A 16407-nucleotide genomic window follows, 5' to 3' on the forward strand; every position below is an offset into this window, starting at 1 on the left:
GGATTGGAAAATGGAAAAATTATATTTTAATATTTTTCAAGTTATTGAAGAAACAAAAACTACAGGAGATAGATTTGTATATCCAACATATGAAACATTTAAAGAAATGGAAGATAATTTTAATATTTTAATTGATGGTATTTATTATGAAGTAATTGTTGAGAAAACGAATGATTATGTATGGTTTTCTTTTGATTTTGGTAAACCAAATCCTCGTGATAATAAATTAACTGATATTGTAACAGGAGAAAAAAGAGAAAATGATAGAGAACTTACAGAAGCAGAATTAATACAACAATTTTTTTGTTTATATTGTTTCAAAAGAAATTTATTATATATTTCAAATTCTAAGAAAAAGAATACTTTAAGTATAGTTTTTAAAGAAAAAATAAATCAAAAATTTAGCTTTAAAACAATACAAAAGACAAAAGATGAATTTATATCTATTTTAGAAGGAGTAAATGAAATTACTTTTACAGAAACAAAGCATCTTTTTAGTTTTGATAGTAAAAAAAGAGAAGCTTTGAAAGATTTAACAGGGATAGATTCACCAAATGAATTTACAATATCTGCAAAATATACAAAGTCAAATCAATTAGTAGACTTTATTAAAGGTCTATTTGTGGAAAAAGAGAACAATACATTAAAGGATTTAATTATTAGAGGTAATGACGAAGATAATTTTGAAATAATTTTTAATAATGATAGTTTTAGTCGAAAAATTGAAATACAAATTAATAAAGATGAAAATGGAAAATACTTAAATGATGAAGTAAAAAATAATTTATTAAAGGAATTATAAATGAAAGGATTAGATTTTAAAATATTTTTAATAGTTATTGTCATAGCTTTCTTATTAGGATATATAGTTTTCGATAAAAAATATGATGAGTATTCTAATATTATTACTTTTTTATCAATAATGATAGGTTTTAAAATTACTTCTCTTTCCATAATATTTAATTCTGCATTAAAAAAATCATTATATGATAGAAAAAATAAAGACTATGGAACAGAATTACATAGATTAAAAGATTTCTATAAACATTCTATATATTTTGAAGTAGCTTCTATTACAATATTATTTTTAGTTACATCTGAATATAAATATATTTTCGTTATGCCAATTATTATTGGAACTATTTATTGTTTTTATAAAACAACTAATGAATTATTAAAAATATTTATTCATCCAACAAATGAAAAGTAATTTCATAAATAAAAAATATTAAATTGTAGGTAAAATATGAACACACAAAGTGAAGCATTTCTAAAAGATAATTTATCGTCATCAGATATAATTATTTATGAAGCCATTGACGGAAAAACAAAAATAGAAACAAGAGTTTCAAATGAAAATATTTGGTTAAGCCAAGCACAGATTTGTAAACTTTATGGAAAAGCAAAATCGACTATTAGTGAACATATAAAAGCTATTTTTGAAGATGAAGAATTGGATAAAAATTCAACTGTTCGGAATTTCCGAACAGTTCAGATTGAAGGAGACAGGGAGGTTACAAGAGATATAGAACACTATAACCTTGATATGATAATAGCTCTTGGTTTTAAAGTTCGTTCAAATATTGGTACAAAATTTAGAGTTTGGGCAAACTCTAAACTAAAAGAGTATATAGAAAAAGGTTTCGTTCTTGATGATGATAGATTTAAAAGTGGTACACAAATGCAATATTTTGATGAACTACAAAAAAGACTTAGAGATATTAGAATCTCTGAAAGATTTTTTTATCAGAAAATAAAAGATATTTATATGACAAGTGTAGATTATGATCCAAAAGATGAAAAGACAGTGGAGTTTTTTAAAATAGTTCAAAATAAACTTCTTTGGGCGGTTTCAAATCAAACAGCAGCTGAACTTATTTTCAATAGAATTGATATTTCAAAGCACCTTTTAGGAATGAGTTCTTTTGATAAAGATAGTAAATATATCACAAAAAAAGATGTAAGTATTGCAAAAAATTATCTTTGTGAAGATGAGATAAAACTTTTAGGTCTTTTAGTAGAACAATATTTAGCATTTGCTGAAACTATGGCTAGTCAAAGAATTCCTATGCATATGAAAGATTGGATAGCTAGACTTGATATAATACTATCTTTAAATGGAAGAGAGCTTTTACAAAATGCAGGTAAAATAAGTCATGAAATAGCAAAGCAAAAGAGTGAAATAGAGTATCTAAAATATAAGGAAAATAAAAAGGAATTAGAAAGAATTGAAAGCTTTAAGGAATTAGAAGCTGATATAAAGAATTTAGGAAAATAAATATGAGCAAGCAAAGTGAGGCATTATTAGAAGAGAGTTTAATCAAACAATTAGAGAGTTTGGATTATAAAAAAGTTTATATAAAAGATGAAAAAGAGCTTTTAGAAAATCTAAAAAAACAACTTGAAATTCACAATAAAACAACTTTAAGTCAAACAGAATTTCAAAGAGTTTTGAATCATCTAAATAAAGGTGATATTTTTGAAAAGGCTACTATTTTAAGAGATAAATATGCACTTTTAAAAGATGGCAATAAAACAACTATCTATATAGAGTTTTTAGATAGCATAAACTGGTGTCAAAACATCTTTCAAGTTACTTCTCAAGTAACAATAGAAGGAAAATATAAAAATAGATATGATGTAACACTTCTAATAAACGGTTTACCACTTGTACAAATAGAGTTAAAAAGAAGAGGATTAGAGCTAAAAGAAGCTTTTAATCAAATAAACAGATACCAAAGACACTCATATAGTTTTAATAGTGCTTTATTCTCATATATTCAAATTTTTGTAATTTCAAATGGAGTAAATACAAAATACTACTCAAACAACAAAAAACAGTCATTTAAACAAACATTTTTTTGGGCAGATGAAGACAACAAAAATATCACAGATTTAAGTGCTTTTACAAAAGTTTTTTTAGAAAAGTGTCATATATCTAAAATGATATGTAGATATATAGTTTTAGCACAAGCTAAAAAAATACTTATGGTTTTAAGACCATATCAATTTTGGGCAGTTGAAGCTATCATAAATAGAGTAAAAAATACAAATAAAAATGGCTATATTTGGCATACAACAGGAAGTGGAAAAACTCTAACATCATTTAAAGCTTCTCAAATTCTTACAAATCTTAGTGAAGTTGAAAAAGTAGTATTTGTAGTAGATAGAAAAGATTTGGATTCTCAAACTACAAAAGAGTTCAATAGCTTTAGTTCAGGAAGTGTAGATGGTACGGATAATACAAAAATTCTCGTAAATCAATTTTTAGATAAGTACAAAGATAAAAAAGGTGAGTTGAGAAATAGTAAACTTATAATCACAACTATCCAAAAACTAAATAGTGCTATTTCTAAAAAAAGATATTTAGATGAGATGATGATAATCAAAGATAAAAAGATAGTATTTATTTTTGATGAGTGCCATAGAAGTCAATTTGGAGAAACTCACAAAAATATTGTTAAATTTTTTACAAATGCACAACTTATAGGTTTTACAGGAACACCAATATTTGAAGAAAATGCATTAGGAAATAAATTTGGTAAAAAAACAACAGCAGAACTTTTTGGAGAAAAACTTCATAAATACATAATAACAAATGCAATAAAAGATGAAAATGTTTTAAAATTTTGTGTTGAATATGTAGGAAGATATAAGAAAAAAGATAGTGCAAATGAGATAGATATTGAAGTTGAAGGTATAGATACAAAAGAACTTTTAGAAAGTGATAGAAGAATTGAAAAAATAGTTGATTATATTTTGGCAAATCACGATAGAAAAACTCATTCAAAAGAGTTTAATTCTATGATGTGTGTTAGTAGCGTTGAGGTTTTATGTAAGTATTATGAAGCTTTTAAAGCAAAAAGCCATAATCTTAAAATTGCAACCATTTTTTCATATAGTACAAATGAAGATGACAAAGATGCAAATGGAGTTTATAGTGTAGATGAGAGTGATTTTACAGTAATTGAATCAAATATAAACCAACACTCAAGAGATAAGTTAGAAGAATATATAAGTGATTATAATAAGCTTTTTGATACAAACTATACAACAAAAGATACAAAAAGTTTTTATAACTATTATGATGATATTTCAAGAAGAACAAAGAAAAAAGAGATAGATATTTTACTTGTTGTAAATATGTTCTTAACTGGATTTGATGCTCCTACATTAAATACTTTATATGTAGATAAAAATCTGAAATATCATGGATTAATCCAAGCTTTTAGTAGAACAAATAGGATTTTAAATGAAAAAAAATCACAAGGAAATATAATTTGTTTTAGAAACTTGAAAAATAATACAGATGAAGCAATAGCTCTCTTTTCAAATCAAGATAATGAAGATAAAGTTTTAATGGAACCATATGAATATTATATGGAAAAATGTAATGAAATATTTATGAAACTTTTACAAATAGCTCCAAGTGTGAGTAGTATAGATAAGATTATAGATGAAAATATCCAGCTTGAATTTATAAAAACTTTTAGAGAACTAATAAGAGTTAAAAATATTTTAGAAGGATTTGCTGATTTTAAATGGTTTGATTTAACTATTAGTGAACAACAATTTGAAGATTATAAATCAAAATATCTTGATTTATATGACAAAATCAGAAGTGAAAAAAATGCAAAAGATGGAAAAGTATCTATTTTGAAAGATGTAGATTTTGAATTAGAACTTATTCATAAAGATGAGATAAATGTTTCGTATATTTTAAAATTACTAGCTAAATATACTCAAACTAAAACTAAAGATAAAACAGTACAAAAAGAAAATATTAATAATCTAATAAATTCAAATCCAAAATTAAGAAGTAAAAAAGAACTAATTGAAGAGTTTATAAATACTACTTTGGATGGAATTGAGATTGAAAATATAGAAGAAGAATTTTTTAAATTTATAGATAGTAAAAAAGATATTGCTTTTAATGAGTTATGTTTAGAAGAGAAACTTGATATAGATAAAACAAAAGAATTAGTTGAAAACTATCTTTATGATGGAAGAAAACCTATGAGTGATGATATTGTGAATATCCTTGAAACAAAACCAAAGTTATTAGAAAGAAAAATAGTAATACCTAAAGTTTTAAATAAAATAGTAGAGTTTGTAGAAAAATTTTATAATTTTGTTTAATTACAGTTTGTTACTTTCAAGTTATGTTTGTATGATATAGTCTTTTTAAGATAAATAGTAGGAGGAAATTATTTATGAAAAAGATTGTAACTGTTGCATTATTTGGTGCATTAGCTGTAAGTTCATTATTTGCAGATGAGGTTGTTAAATTTGATAAAAATCTTATCAAAGAAAGAAACGATATTGGATACAAATACGAAGGACCAAAAATAGAGTGGAAAGTTCCAGATGAAAGTACTATTCCAAATAATCAATTTGGTGATTTAATCAAATATGGAAAAGAGTTAGTAGTTCATACTTACAAGTATATAGGACCTGAAGTTGAAAATAAAAAAATGAGATACGCAGGAAATAACCTTGCATGTCAAAGCTGTCACTTAGATGCAGGAACAAAAACATATTCAGCTGGATTTGTTGGAGTATTTGCGTCTTTTCCACAATATAGACCAAGAGAAAATACTATTGGAACTTTAGCAGAGAGAATAAATGGTTGTATGCAAAGAAGTATGAATGGAAAACCACTTCCACTTGATAGTAAAGAGATGAAAGCTATGGAAGCTTATATGTATTGGTTAAGCCAAGGTGTTCCTATTGGTGCTAAAGTTGAAGGTCAAAGTTTAGCTCCTGTTGATAGAAAAATGACACAAACTCAAGCGGCTGATCCTATTAAAGGAAAAGTTGTGTATGATATGCAATGTGCAGCTTGTCATGGTGTAAATGGTGAAGGTATCAAAAATGAAGGTAAAGCTAATGGATATATGTATCCACCACTTTGGGGAAAAGATAGCTATAACAAAGGTGCAGGAATGTTCAGAGTTCTAAAAGCAGCAGATTTTATTAAAGCAAATATGCCTTTAGGTGCTACACATGAAAATCCTCTTTTAACAGATGAAGAAGCATATAATGTTGCAGCTTATATAAATCTAGAAGAACATGATAGACCAGAAAAAGCGAATAGAAATAAAGACTTCCCAGATGAGGTTGTAAAAGCTCCTGATGTTTATAGACAAGGACAAGATCCAATTGAAGGCAAATTTGGACCATATGGAAAACTTATTAAAAAATAAAAAAGAGTATCTAAAAGGATACTCTTTTGAATAAAACATATAAAAACTTCATTTTTCTTTTTGTTGTAGTTATATCTACACTTCTTTATTTTTTAAACAAATATAATAATATTATAGAACAAAATGAAATAGATATTTTCGTTTCAAACCAAGTTGAACTTGTACAACAAGAACTTACAAATCAAAAAAATCAAGCTTTATCATTAGCAATTTTATTTTCAAAAAATCAAAATATAATAGATAATTTAGAACAAGATAAACCAAAAGAGTTAAAAAAAGAGATTTTAAAACTATTAGAAATTATAAAAACATATAGCAATCAAAATAATCTACAAGTACAAATACACACAAAAGATTTAAAAGTATTTGTACGAAGTTGGGAAGATAAAGATAGTGGATTGAGTTTAGAGAGTTTTAGAAAAGGATTAGTAAAAGTAAAAGAGACAAAAGAACCGTATGTTTCAAATGAATTGGGTAAAAGATTTAACATAAAAGCTATTGCTCCTATATTTAATAAAAGTGGTGAATATATAGGAACTATTGAAGTTATTATGGATTATAGTGATTTAAAAAATAGACTAAAATATATGGGAATAGATATTATAGCTTTACTTGAAAAAGAGTATTTACAAATAGCAAAATCACATCAAAATAGTGCATTTTTATATGATTATGTTGTAATAGAAGATGAATATGATAGAAGCTTTTTTGATTTTCTTTTATCAAATAAAGAGTATTTATCAAATAAAAAGTTCTATTATGAAAATAAAAATAAAATAATCACACAAATACCTTTAGGTGATGTAGATAAACAAAGTATTGGTTTGTTGATGATTCGATTTGATAAAGATAAACAAAAATTTAGTTATTTGCCAAGATATGAATATAAAGGTGATATAAATATAAAATCAGATATAAAGAATAAAGAAGAGATAGAAAAAAAAGAGATAATTATAAGATGATAAAAATTTTGTTATTAGAAGATGATTATTTATATAAAGTATCAATAAAAGAGTTTTTAGAAGAGTTAGACTTTTATGTTGATGATTTTGAAAATGGTGATGATGCTTTAAATGCTATTTTTGAAAACTATTATGATTTACTTCTTTTAGATATTAGAGTTCCTGGAATGGATGGTTTTTCTTTGGTTGAATATGTAAGAAAAGAGAAAATCGATGTTCCTATTATTATTTTGACTTCTTTAACAGATATTAAAGATTTAAGTCATGGTTATGAACTTGGATGTAATGACTATATTAGAAAACCTTTTGATATGATAGAGTTAAAATTTAGAATAGAACAGTTGATAAAAAACTGTTTCAAAACAAATGATGATTTGATAATTTTGCCATTTGATTTTAAATTTGATATGAAAAAATTTATTTTATATTCAAATGATCAAATAGTTGATTTAACTTTAAAAGAGAGCCAGCTTGTGAGTTTACTTATTCAAAATAGAGGTTTTTTTGTATCAATTGAAACTTTGCATGAAGTAGTTTGGGAAAGTAAAGATATCTCATATTCTGATATTAGAATGTGTATAAAAAGAGTTAGAGAAAAAACTCATAAAGATTTTATAAAAACAAAAAGATTTGTAGGATATAAGATTGATAAATAACAAATATGAGATAAAGTATATAATAATACAGCTATTTTTGACTCTATTTATCGCTTTTATTCCTATATATTTCTATCTTGATGCCTCTTTTGAAAATCAAACAATTAAAGATAAAATAGATTTGAAAAACTATGCAAATTTAGTTGTGACAAAAATTGAAAATTTTAAAAAAGAGAATAATGAACTATTTTTTTATCCTCGTTCAAATATTTTTACATCAGCAATAATTGGTGAAAAAAATGAAGTGATTTTCTCTTTATTAAAAAATGAAATTCATTTTGAAAGTGAGTTTTTCAAAACAAAAGATGAGTTTTGTTATAAAGAGTATTTGAATGAAAATATTTTAAAAGCAAAAAACTTGATAGTTTGTAAAGATATAGATAACTCTCAAGTTATTTATAATGCGATAATTTTGCTTCTAACTATTAGTTTTTTTCTATTTTTATCATCATTTTTTATTATAAAACAAAGTATTGAACCATATAGAAGACTAAATCAATATTTAGATGATTTTTTAAAAGATGCAATGCATGAACTAAAAACTCCAATAGGTGTTGCAAGAATAAATACAGATATGCTTCAAATGAGACTTAAAAATGATAAAAATATTTTAAGAATAAAATCAGCACTAAAAAATATGACAGTTATTTATGAAGATTTAGAATATTATATGCAACAAAATGCTGTAAAAGATGAAAAAAGAGCTATAAATCTATCAATATTTTTAGAAAAACGAGTTGAATTTTTCAATGACTTAGCTACTTCAAAAAATATTAGTTTTACTAAATTTATAGAAAAAAATATCAAAATAAATTTCAATGAAATAGAACTTTATAGAATAATAGATAACAACCTTTCAAATGCTATAAAATACTCAAAAGAAAACTCTAATATAACTGTAATTTTAGAAACAGTGAATGAAGATTTGAAGTTAACATTTAAAGATGAAGGTGTTGGTATAAAAGATACTTCTAGTATTTTTAAAAGATATTATAGAGGTGATAAAATAACTGGTGGTTTTGGAATAGGGCTTAGTATTGTAAAAAATATTTGTGACAAAAATGATATAAAAATAGAAGTTATTTCAAAAGTAGAAGAGGGAACTACTTTTGTTTATAGTTTTTTGAAAAATTAATTTTTTTAAATCTCCATACCATTTTCAAGTAGTATTTTATTTCTTCCTGATTCTTTTGCTTTGTATAATAGTGTATCAGCTTTTTGTAATGCATTTTCATAAGTTGGATAGCTATTTCTTATCGCAACTCCTGCTGAAAAAGTGATTCTAATTTTTTTATCTTGATATAAAAAACTATTTTCAGTAACTATTGTTTTGATTCTTTTTAAAAATTGTAAAAGCTCTCTATTCAAATTGAAATGAATAATAGCAATAAACTCTTCTCCTCCATAACGACCAACTAAATCATGTTCTCTTACCGTTTTATTTAAAATCTTTCCAAATGTAGATAATACCACATCACCACATTCATGTCCATAAGTATCGTTTAAAATCTTGAAGTGATCTAAATCGAAAAATATCACAGCATATTGAGTATTTATTCTATTATATGAACTTTCTATTCTTTTAATCTCATCACTAAAAGCTCGTCTAGTTAAAACACCAGTTAAATGATCTGTCATATTTTCAGTTTTTGTTTTTGTAAGTTCATCTTCTAAGCTTTTAACTTTTTCTTCTAAAGCTTGAATTTGACTTTTTCCTGATTCAAGTTTATTTGTAACGGAACTCATCTCTTTTTCTATCATTGAAGCTGCATTTACAAGTTCATTTTGTAATTTTGATAAAGCATCAATTCCATCTTTAGCTACATTTATAGACTCTATTTTTTCTCTGATATTTAAAATGTTTTTTGTTCCAGATCCATTACTTGAAATAGCTTCATTAAAATATTCTTCCATCATTAAAACAAGTTTTGAAATATCAGAAGTTTTTTGAACAACAACTAATTTGTCTTTTTCAAATCTTTTTAAAATCAGTTTTTCTATATGAATTTGAACAGCTTTATTGAATAAAAGGTTTGGATTTTTTTCAATTTCTACAAATAATTTTTCTATTTCATCATCTACTTCAACACTAATAGAAGGAAGTAAGGCTTGTTTTAATATAGATGCTAAAACTTCAATATTTTGCGGATGGACTCTTTTTAGTAGAAGAATAATTAGTTTTTCTAAACTATCAATCTTTTTTTCTGCTACTTCTTTTATTTCTATTTCATTTAATTGACTCAAAAATCTCTTCACTATTTCATTCCTAAAAATATTTTATGCTAAAAGCTTTTTAACCATTTCATTTATTCTTTTTCCATCAGCAACACCAGCAAATTTTTTAGATGCAACTCCCATAACTTTTCCCATATCTTTTATTGTTGTTGCTCCAACTTCACTGATTACTTCTTTCATTCCAGATTCTAACTCTTCATCACTTAGTTGTTTTGGTAAATAAATCATAAATACATCAACTTGTTCTTGCTCTTTTTGTACTAAATCATCTCTTGAAGCAGCGCTATATTGTGCTATTGCTTCTTCTCTTTGTTTTATTCCTCTTTGAATCAGTTTGATTACTTCAGCATCATCCAAAACTCTTCTTTCGTCAACTTCAATTTGTTTTATCATTGTATTTATTGCTCTTATAGAGTCTCTTTTAACAACATTTTTTTCTCTCATTGCTGTTTTTAAATCTTCATTTAATTGTTCTTTTAAACTCATTTAAACTCCCTTATTAAATTATTTTTTATTATATCTTTTTATGAATTAAAGCTCTCAATTAGCTCTTCTAGTTCTAAAAACCTTTCAACCTTTTGTTCATATAGTTCTTTAGTCTCTTCTAACTCTTTTGAAATAGCAACAATTCCTTTTTGTTCATAACATTTTGGATTTGCTAAGCAGTTATTTATTTCTTCTAATTTTGTCTCTAATTCTTCCAATTCTTTTGGTAATAAATCATATTCTCTTTGATCTTTGTATGATAGTTTTGTCTGTTTTTTAGCTTGTTGAGGAACTTGAACAGATGTTTTTTCTTTTTCTATTTCAAACTCTAAAGAATCAAGTTCTTTTAGCTCTTTTTCAATCTCTAAGTATTCACTATAAGGTTGAAAACTCTCCATAATATGACCATTCCCTTGAAATACAAAGAGTTTTTTTGCTATTTTATCTACAAAATATCTATCATGTGATACAAATATCAAAGCACCTTGAAAGTTTTGTAAATACTCTTCTAATATATTTATTGTAGGAATATCTAAGTCATTTGTTGGTTCATCAAGTATCAAACAATCAACTTTTTTTGTAAAAAGCAGGGCAAGAGCAACTCTATTTTTTTCTCCACCACTTAAAACTCCAACTTTTTTATCAAGGTATTCTCTAGGAAATAAAAAGTTTTTCAAATATCCAAAAACATGCATATTTCTTCCATCATCGAGGATTACTCTATCTCCACCATTTGGACAGAATGTTTCTAATAAATTTTTATTATCATCTAAACTATCTCTTTGTTGGTCAAAATATCCTATGTTAAAATCACCTTTTTTAAAAGTTCCTTTATCAATTTTTAGTTTTTCCATAAAAATTTTTAATAAAGTTGATTTTCCACTTCCATTTGGTCCAACTATTGCAATAGTATCTTTTTGTAAAATTCTAGTTGTAAAGTCTTGGATTAACTCTTTTTCACCTAATGATTTATAAACATTGTCCAATTCATAAAGCATTTTTTTTCTATTTTGTTGTTTTTCTTCACCATTAAAAGATTTTTGTTCTCTTTGTAATTCAAGGCTCATTTTTCTAATAGCTGCAGGATTTGATCTTGCTTTTTGTTTTAAATCAAAATATTCAGATTTTCTTCTTTCGTTTCTTTTTCTTCTGGCTGTTACTCCGTGTTGCATCCAGTGAGCTTCACGTTTTACCATTCGTAAAAGATTTTCATGTTCTTTTTGCATATTTTCTAAAATTTGAGCTTTTTGCTCTAAATATGAAGAGTATCCACCATTGAACTTTCTTAATGTTCCTCCATCAACTTCAACAACGCTTGTTGCGATATTGTCAATAAAATATCTATCGTGAGAGATGAAAAGTAAAGTGAAATTGTTTTTTAATAAAAGTTGTTCTAAAAATTCAACCATATAAACATCAAGGTGGTTTGTAGGTTCATCTAAAAGTAAAACATCAGGTTTTTTCAAAATAAGCCCTGCAAGACTAACTCGACGTTGTTCTCCACCACTAAGCAAGTTTACATCTTTAAGTTCATATTGTTTTAACTGAAATTCAATTAAAACTCTTTCAATCATATTATCTAAATCCCAAGCATTATGAAACTCTAAAAAAGAAGCCAATTCACTTTGTTTTCTTAATAACTCGTCATCTTCATAGTTCGTCATAAGTTCATTTGTGATTTTTTCGTATTCTACTTTTGCAGTTTTTAGTTCAGTTAGTTGATTTTCAATTGCTTCTCTTACTGTTAAGTTTGCTTTGAATTTTGGTTGCTGGTCAAGCATCTCGATTTTTATTGATTTATCGATAGCCATTTCACCACTATCAGGTTCAACTGTTCTCATAATTATTTTAAAAAGTGTAGATTTTCCTTGACCATTTTGCCCAATAACTGCAATTCTTTGTCCACTATTTAAAGTGAAATTTACATCTTTTAAAATAACTTTAGTATCGTATTGTTTTGAAATATTCTGAATGTCGATTAGTGCCATATATAAAAAACCTTTATTTTGAAGTGTGGATTTTATCAAAAAAAGTGTTAGAAATGGCTTTTTAAGGTAGATGATTTTCAATCATAAAATAAAAAATAATTATAAGTTTAATTTAATTTTAAGAAATGTATAATTTAAAAAAATAAAAGGAGTTTTTATGGAAGTTTCAAATAGTACAAGTCAAGCTCTAAATACATTTAAACAAAATTCAAATGCTGGTGTAAGTAGTTCGACAACTGCAAACCAATCAGAAACTAAAGAAAAATCTTTAGAAGAAATAGTAAATGATTCTGCAACAAAAGTTGCTATATCAATGAATGCTCAATATATTTTATTTGAAATGAACGCTTCAAATGTTTCAAAAACAAATAGTCTTGCTCAATTTGGTTTAACGGGCTTAACAAGTGATCAAAATGATGTTTTAAGTTTTTTAAATGGTGGAACAAGTGATGGTTTAACGCTTAGTGATTTAGGTTATCAAGGAAAACCAATTTTACAATTGTCTCAAGATGAAGCAACAGAGCTTGTAAGTGAAGATGGATTTTTTGGAGTAACTCAAACTTCTGATAGAGTTGCAGGTTTTGTACTTAGTTTTGCAGGTGATGATTTGGAACTTTTACAAAAAGGAAGAGAAGGAATAGTAAAAGGTTTTGAAGAAGCTGAAAAACTATTTGGAGGACAACTTCCTGAGATTTCATATAAAACTCAAGAAAGAACTTTAGCTTTAATTGATGAAAAAATTAAGTCATTAAAAGGAGAAGAATAATCTTCTTCCTTTTTTATTAAGCTTTTACATCGTGAACAACAGCTATTTTTCCTGCCCATTTTTCGAAAATATCACAAGCAACTTTTGTTCCATCTCCACTTGCGCAAGCAAACATTGTAGGAACACCACTAGCAAGTCCAGCAACATATAGATTTTCAGAAATAATATTGTTTTTATTTGCTAAATAGATTAAGTTTGGTTTTGGAACAAAGTTATTATCTTTTACTTCAACACCCGCACACTCGATTTCAAATTTATGTAAACCTGTTGCAAGTACAACAATATTTGCTTCGAAAGTTCCAGCTTCACTTGTGATTGAAAAAGTATCACCATTTTTTGATATTTTTGAAACAGTTGTATTTTTTAGTTCACAATCTTTATAATTTGTAAGTTGTTTTTTCATTTTCTCTAATAAATCAACTCCATTTATTCCAAATTCAACACCTGCAACATTACAATATCTTCCAACATTTAAGTCACTTTTGTTGTTATCTAAAATTAGGTATTTTTTATCTTTTGCCCAATCAAATTTGTCATTTGCGCTAGCAAGTGTTAATGCACAACCAAATCCAGCAGCTCCTGCTCCAACTATAATTACATCATATTTCATATCAAATCCTTTATAAAATTTTGAGTTGTTAGTATATTACTTGTCTAATAATAAGCTTCTTAAATTTTATGATAATAGTTTTCAAAATGTATTCATCCATAATTTTACATATTTTGCTAAATCTTGAGGATATTCCAAAGGTATAATATGGCTTGTACTTTCAAGTGAGATTATTTTTATTTTATCTTCTAAAAGATTTATTTTTTCTAGAGCTTTTTTATTTAAAAGTCGGTCATTTTTACTATAAAATATCCAAATAGGAAAATCTAAATTTATTAGTTTTTCAAAGATATCTTTTCTATTAAGTGTAGATGTTAATTGAGTTATAAAAGTCTCTTTTCCTAATTCATCAAACATATCAATTATCGTTTTTATCAAATCTTCATCATTTTGATTTTTTTCTTCAACTAAAGATAAAGCTTTTTTGTAACTTAGTTTTAATTTACCTTTTTGTACTTTTTTTAAGTGCTCTTTTCTTTTTTCACACTCATCAATTGGAGTTGAACTTGCAGTTGCAGCAACCATAAAAAGTCTTTTTATTTTTTGTGGATATGTTATTGCAAAATATGAAGCAATATAACCACCTAAAGAAAATCCCAAAAGATTTATTTTTTCTTCATTTTTAAATTTTTCAAAAAGAATTTTATTTATTTCATCAAAATCTGTACTTTGAGGTATAGAAATATGAATGATCTCATATTTATCATCAAGCAATGGTAAAACTCTTTTCCAAAGTCTATTATCAGTCATAAGTCCAGGAATAAAATATATTTTTTCTTTCACAATAAGGCCTAAATATAAAGTTTAAATTTTTAAGATTGTACAAAAAATAGACTTAACTAATATTTCTTTATCTAAATAAAATAAGTTTTACTTATTTATAATAAATTAAGAATAGTTATATAATAATTTGCAAAAATTTATTAATAGGAGAATAAAATGAATATATATGAGAAAATAAGAGCATTTTGCAGACCATTTAGAATTATTATTGGATTAGTTTTAATAGCTATTGGATATTTTACAGGAATTGTGTGGTTTTATTTAGGGATTATTCCACTAGTTATAGGATTAGTTGGTTTTTGTCCAGTTTGTATTATCAGTAAGAAATGTGCACCAAAAGTGAAATCTTAAAAAGAAAAGAGGATAAATCCTCTTTTTTACTCTACGAAGTTTATAGTAATCATCCCATAAAAGTTATTGTCTTTATAGAATTCTACTCTATATTGTTTATTATTTGTATCTATTGAAAAGCTGTCAACCATATCAGATTTTTTTAGTAATATATCATCTTCACTGTCAACGCCAGTTTTACTAAATCCAATAACATTTATCCTAAAAAAGTCATTTCTTACTATTTTAAAACTATTTTTTACATCTACTATTTCACCAAGTTTTGTATTTATAACTTTTCCATCTACTTCAACTTTTATAGTATCTTTATACTCTTTTACGTCAAAAATTTGAGGAAAAAGATTTGTTACATTTATGTTTCCAATATATAGTTCATATTTATTATCAACTATTTTTGTAGCACCTAAAGAATTTTCAAATTTAAATTCATTGTTTTCTTGTTTTAAAGGTACAAATCTTAATATTTTTCTACTGTCACTTAAGTCAAAAGCGATATTTTCATTTATTTTTACTTCACCAAAATCAAAAAGTCTTTTTTTAACTTCTTCATAATTATTTATATCAAAATCTCTTTGAAATTCGATTTCCATGATTTTCATAAACTCTTCTATTGATTTTAATTGATAAATAACTTTTTCTGTTAAATCAGTGATATTTTTGCTTGTTTCTATTGCAAATGCTGGTTTATTATTTGTTACAGCAAAATATGTAAGTGAAAGTTGCATTTGCTCATCTTTGAATTTTGTTTGAGTGTTTTTTACGCCAAAAGAGTGGAATTCTTGAAATAATTTATCACTATTTAGATTGTTTTTTACTTGAGTTGCAATTTTGTCTAAGTCACCAAATTTATCAAGTCCATTTATCTTATCTTGATCTATTATAGTAGCTTGTCCCCAAGCTTTTGGATTGAATATTGCATTTTCATGAGTTTCTCTATAAAAACCATGTCCATCGTGTAGATTTAAAATCAAATCAACTTTTTTATCTAATATAATCTTTTTTACTCTTTCAATTATGAAATAATCAGGATCATCTTTTTCAATAACACTAAATTTTCTATTCATATCATTATAAATTCCTCTTTGATTTGCAATGATACTATCTCCATTTATATTTGGTATAACCCAAACACTTCCTTTTGTGATTTTATAATACTTCTCAAAAAATGCAGGTGCAAAATATGCTCCTGGTTCATCTCCATGAATTCCACCAATTATAAGCAAAGTGTGGCTTGGTGTTTGAGCTTCTTTTTTGTAGATGCTGAAATCTCTATTTGTTACAGCAAAAAGGTTGATTACTAAAAGTAAAATAACAACAATAAACTTCATATTTCTCCTAAGTTTCTAATACAAATTATCAAAAAT

16 protein-coding genes are annotated in these 16407 nt (G+C 25.5%); 10 read left to right on the forward strand and 6 right to left on the reverse strand.

All coding sequences use genetic code 11. The annotated features are described in order from the left end of the window. The first annotated feature begins 10 nt into the window (after positions 1–10). The 8 genes from B0175_RS05790 (at position 11) to B0175_RS05825 (ending at position 8959) form a co-directional block, all read left to right on the forward strand. Positions 11–802 (forward strand): hypothetical protein, encoded by a 792-nt coding sequence (locus B0175_RS05790; RefSeq protein ID WP_108527696.1) that lies wholly within the window; start codon positions 11–13, stop codon positions 800–802. Continuing rightward, on the forward strand, positions 803–1210 hold the full coding sequence (locus tag B0175_RS05795) for a hypothetical protein (protein ID WP_108527697.1): 408 nt from the start codon (positions 803–805) through the stop codon (positions 1208–1210). A 36-nt stretch (positions 1211–1246) separates the two neighbouring features. Further along, positions 1247–2278, forward strand: coding sequence for a RhuM family protein (gene rhuM / locus B0175_RS05800; protein WP_108527698.1), 1032 nt, complete (start codon positions 1247–1249; stop codon positions 2276–2278). A gap of 2 nt (positions 2279–2280) precedes the next feature. Continuing rightward, positions 2281–5139 carry a type I restriction endonuclease subunit R gene (locus B0175_RS05805; RefSeq protein ID WP_108527699.1) on the forward strand — a complete coding sequence of 953 codons (2859 nt, stop codon included), beginning with the start codon at positions 2281–2283 and terminating at the stop codon, positions 5137–5139. 74 nt (positions 5140–5213) lie between these two features. Then, a complete protein-coding gene (locus tag B0175_RS05810; RefSeq protein ID WP_108527700.1) occupies positions 5214–6206 on the forward strand; it encodes a c-type cytochrome in 993 nt (330 codons plus the stop codon). Between the two features lie 26 nt (positions 6207–6232). Next, a complete protein-coding gene (locus B0175_RS05815; protein WP_108527701.1) occupies positions 6233–7168 on the forward strand; it encodes a cache domain-containing protein in 936 nt (311 codons plus the stop codon). Further along, positions 7165–7824, forward strand: coding sequence for a response regulator transcription factor (locus B0175_RS05820; protein WP_014468550.1), 660 nt, complete (start codon positions 7165–7167; stop codon positions 7822–7824). The genes B0175_RS05815 and B0175_RS05820 overlap by 4 nt, the downstream gene beginning before the upstream one ends. Beyond that, positions 7814–8959, forward strand: coding sequence for a sensor histidine kinase (locus B0175_RS05825; RefSeq protein ID WP_108527702.1), 1146 nt, complete (start codon positions 7814–7816; stop codon positions 8957–8959). The genes B0175_RS05820 and B0175_RS05825 overlap by 11 nt, the downstream gene beginning before the upstream one ends. Positions 8960–8964: 5 nt before the next feature. On the opposite strand, the gene B0175_RS05830 is transcribed toward B0175_RS05825, so the two are convergent. The 3 genes from B0175_RS05830 to abc-f are packed head-to-tail and all read right to left on the reverse strand — an operon-like array spanning position 8965 to position 12533. Then, on the reverse strand, positions 8965–10080 hold the full coding sequence (locus tag B0175_RS05830) for a GGDEF domain-containing protein (protein WP_108527703.1): 1116 nt from the start codon (positions 10078–10080) through the stop codon (positions 8965–8967). A gap of 21 nt (positions 10081–10101) precedes the next feature. After that, positions 10102–10545, reverse strand: coding sequence for a GatB/YqeY domain-containing protein (locus B0175_RS05835; RefSeq protein WP_108527704.1), 444 nt, complete (start codon positions 10543–10545; stop codon positions 10102–10104). Positions 10546–10583: 38 nt separating this feature from the next. Further along, positions 10584–12533, reverse strand: coding sequence for a ribosomal protection-like ABC-F family protein (gene abc-f / locus B0175_RS05840; protein ID WP_108527705.1), 1950 nt, complete (start codon positions 12531–12533; stop codon positions 10584–10586). Positions 12534–12690: 157 nt separating this feature from the next. On the opposite strand from abc-f, the gene B0175_RS05845 reads away from it, so the two are divergent. After that, positions 12691–13299 (forward strand): hypothetical protein, encoded by a 609-nt coding sequence (locus B0175_RS05845; protein ID WP_108527706.1) that lies wholly within the window; start codon positions 12691–12693, stop codon positions 13297–13299. 16 nt (positions 13300–13315) lie between these two features. Here B0175_RS05845 and B0175_RS05850 read toward each other — a convergent pair whose 3' ends face one another. Further along, on the reverse strand, positions 13316–13909 hold the full coding sequence (locus B0175_RS05850; protein WP_108527707.1) for an FAD-dependent oxidoreductase: 594 nt from the start codon (positions 13907–13909) through the stop codon (positions 13316–13318). Positions 13910–13990: 81 nt separating this feature from the next. Further along, the gene (locus B0175_RS05855) at positions 13991–14692 is read right to left on the reverse strand and encodes an alpha/beta fold hydrolase (protein ID WP_108527708.1); all 702 of its coding nucleotides are present in this window, start codon (positions 14690–14692) and stop codon (positions 13991–13993) included. A 156-nt stretch (positions 14693–14848) separates the two neighbouring features. On the opposite strand from B0175_RS05855, the gene B0175_RS05860 reads away from it, so the two are divergent. After that, positions 14849–15043, forward strand: coding sequence for a YgaP family membrane protein (locus tag B0175_RS05860; RefSeq protein WP_108527709.1), 195 nt, complete (start codon positions 14849–14851; stop codon positions 15041–15043). A gap of 26 nt (positions 15044–15069) precedes the next feature. On the opposite strand, the gene B0175_RS05865 is transcribed toward B0175_RS05860, so the two are convergent. After that, the gene (locus B0175_RS05865) at positions 15070–16371 is read right to left on the reverse strand and encodes a M99 family carboxypeptidase catalytic domain-containing protein (RefSeq protein ID WP_108527710.1); all 1302 of its coding nucleotides are present in this window, start codon (positions 16369–16371) and stop codon (positions 15070–15072) included. Between the last annotated feature and the right edge of the window lie 36 nt (positions 16372–16407).

Source organism: Arcobacter lacus (assembly GCF_003063295.1).
Classification (GTDB): Bacteria; Campylobacterota; Campylobacteria; order Campylobacterales; family Arcobacteraceae; genus Aliarcobacter; species Aliarcobacter lacus.

What these genes read in the sequence shown, in the direction of transcription:
- B0175_RS05845 (WP_108527706.1), top strand. Translation starts at nt 12,691, where the DNA reads ATGGAAGTTTCAAATAGTACAAGTCAAGCTCTAAATACATTTAAACAA.
- B0175_RS05820 (WP_014468550.1), top strand. Translation starts at nt 7,165, where the DNA reads ATGATAAAAATTTTGTTATTAGAAGATGATTATTTATATAAAGTATCA.
- B0175_RS05835 (WP_108527704.1), bottom strand. Translation starts at nt 10,545, where the DNA reads ATGAGTTTAAAAGAACAATTAAATGAAGATTTAAAAACAGCAATGAGA.
- B0175_RS05805 (WP_108527699.1), top strand. Translation starts at nt 2,281, where the DNA reads ATGAGCAAGCAAAGTGAGGCATTATTAGAAGAGAGTTTAATCAAACAA.
- B0175_RS05860 (WP_108527709.1), top strand. Translation starts at nt 14,849, where the DNA reads ATGAATATATATGAGAAAATAAGAGCATTTTGCAGACCATTTAGAATT.
- B0175_RS05810 (WP_108527700.1), top strand. Translation starts at nt 5,214, where the DNA reads ATGAAAAAGATTGTAACTGTTGCATTATTTGGTGCATTAGCTGTAAGT.
- B0175_RS05795 (WP_108527697.1), top strand. Translation starts at nt 803, where the DNA reads ATGAAAGGATTAGATTTTAAAATATTTTTAATAGTTATTGTCATAGCT.
- B0175_RS05850 (WP_108527707.1), bottom strand. Translation starts at nt 13,909, where the DNA reads ATGAAATATGATGTAATTATAGTTGGAGCAGGAGCTGCTGGATTTGGT.
- abc-f (WP_108527705.1), bottom strand. Translation starts at nt 12,533, where the DNA reads ATGGCACTAATCGACATTCAGAATATTTCAAAACAATACGATACTAAA.
- rhuM (WP_108527698.1), top strand. Translation starts at nt 1,247, where the DNA reads ATGAACACACAAAGTGAAGCATTTCTAAAAGATAATTTATCGTCATCA.
- B0175_RS05790 (WP_108527696.1), top strand. Translation starts at nt 11, where the DNA reads ATGGAAAAATTATATTTTAATATTTTTCAAGTTATTGAAGAAACAAAA.
- B0175_RS05865 (WP_108527710.1), bottom strand. Translation starts at nt 16,371, where the DNA reads ATGAAGTTTATTGTTGTTATTTTACTTTTAGTAATCAACCTTTTTGCT.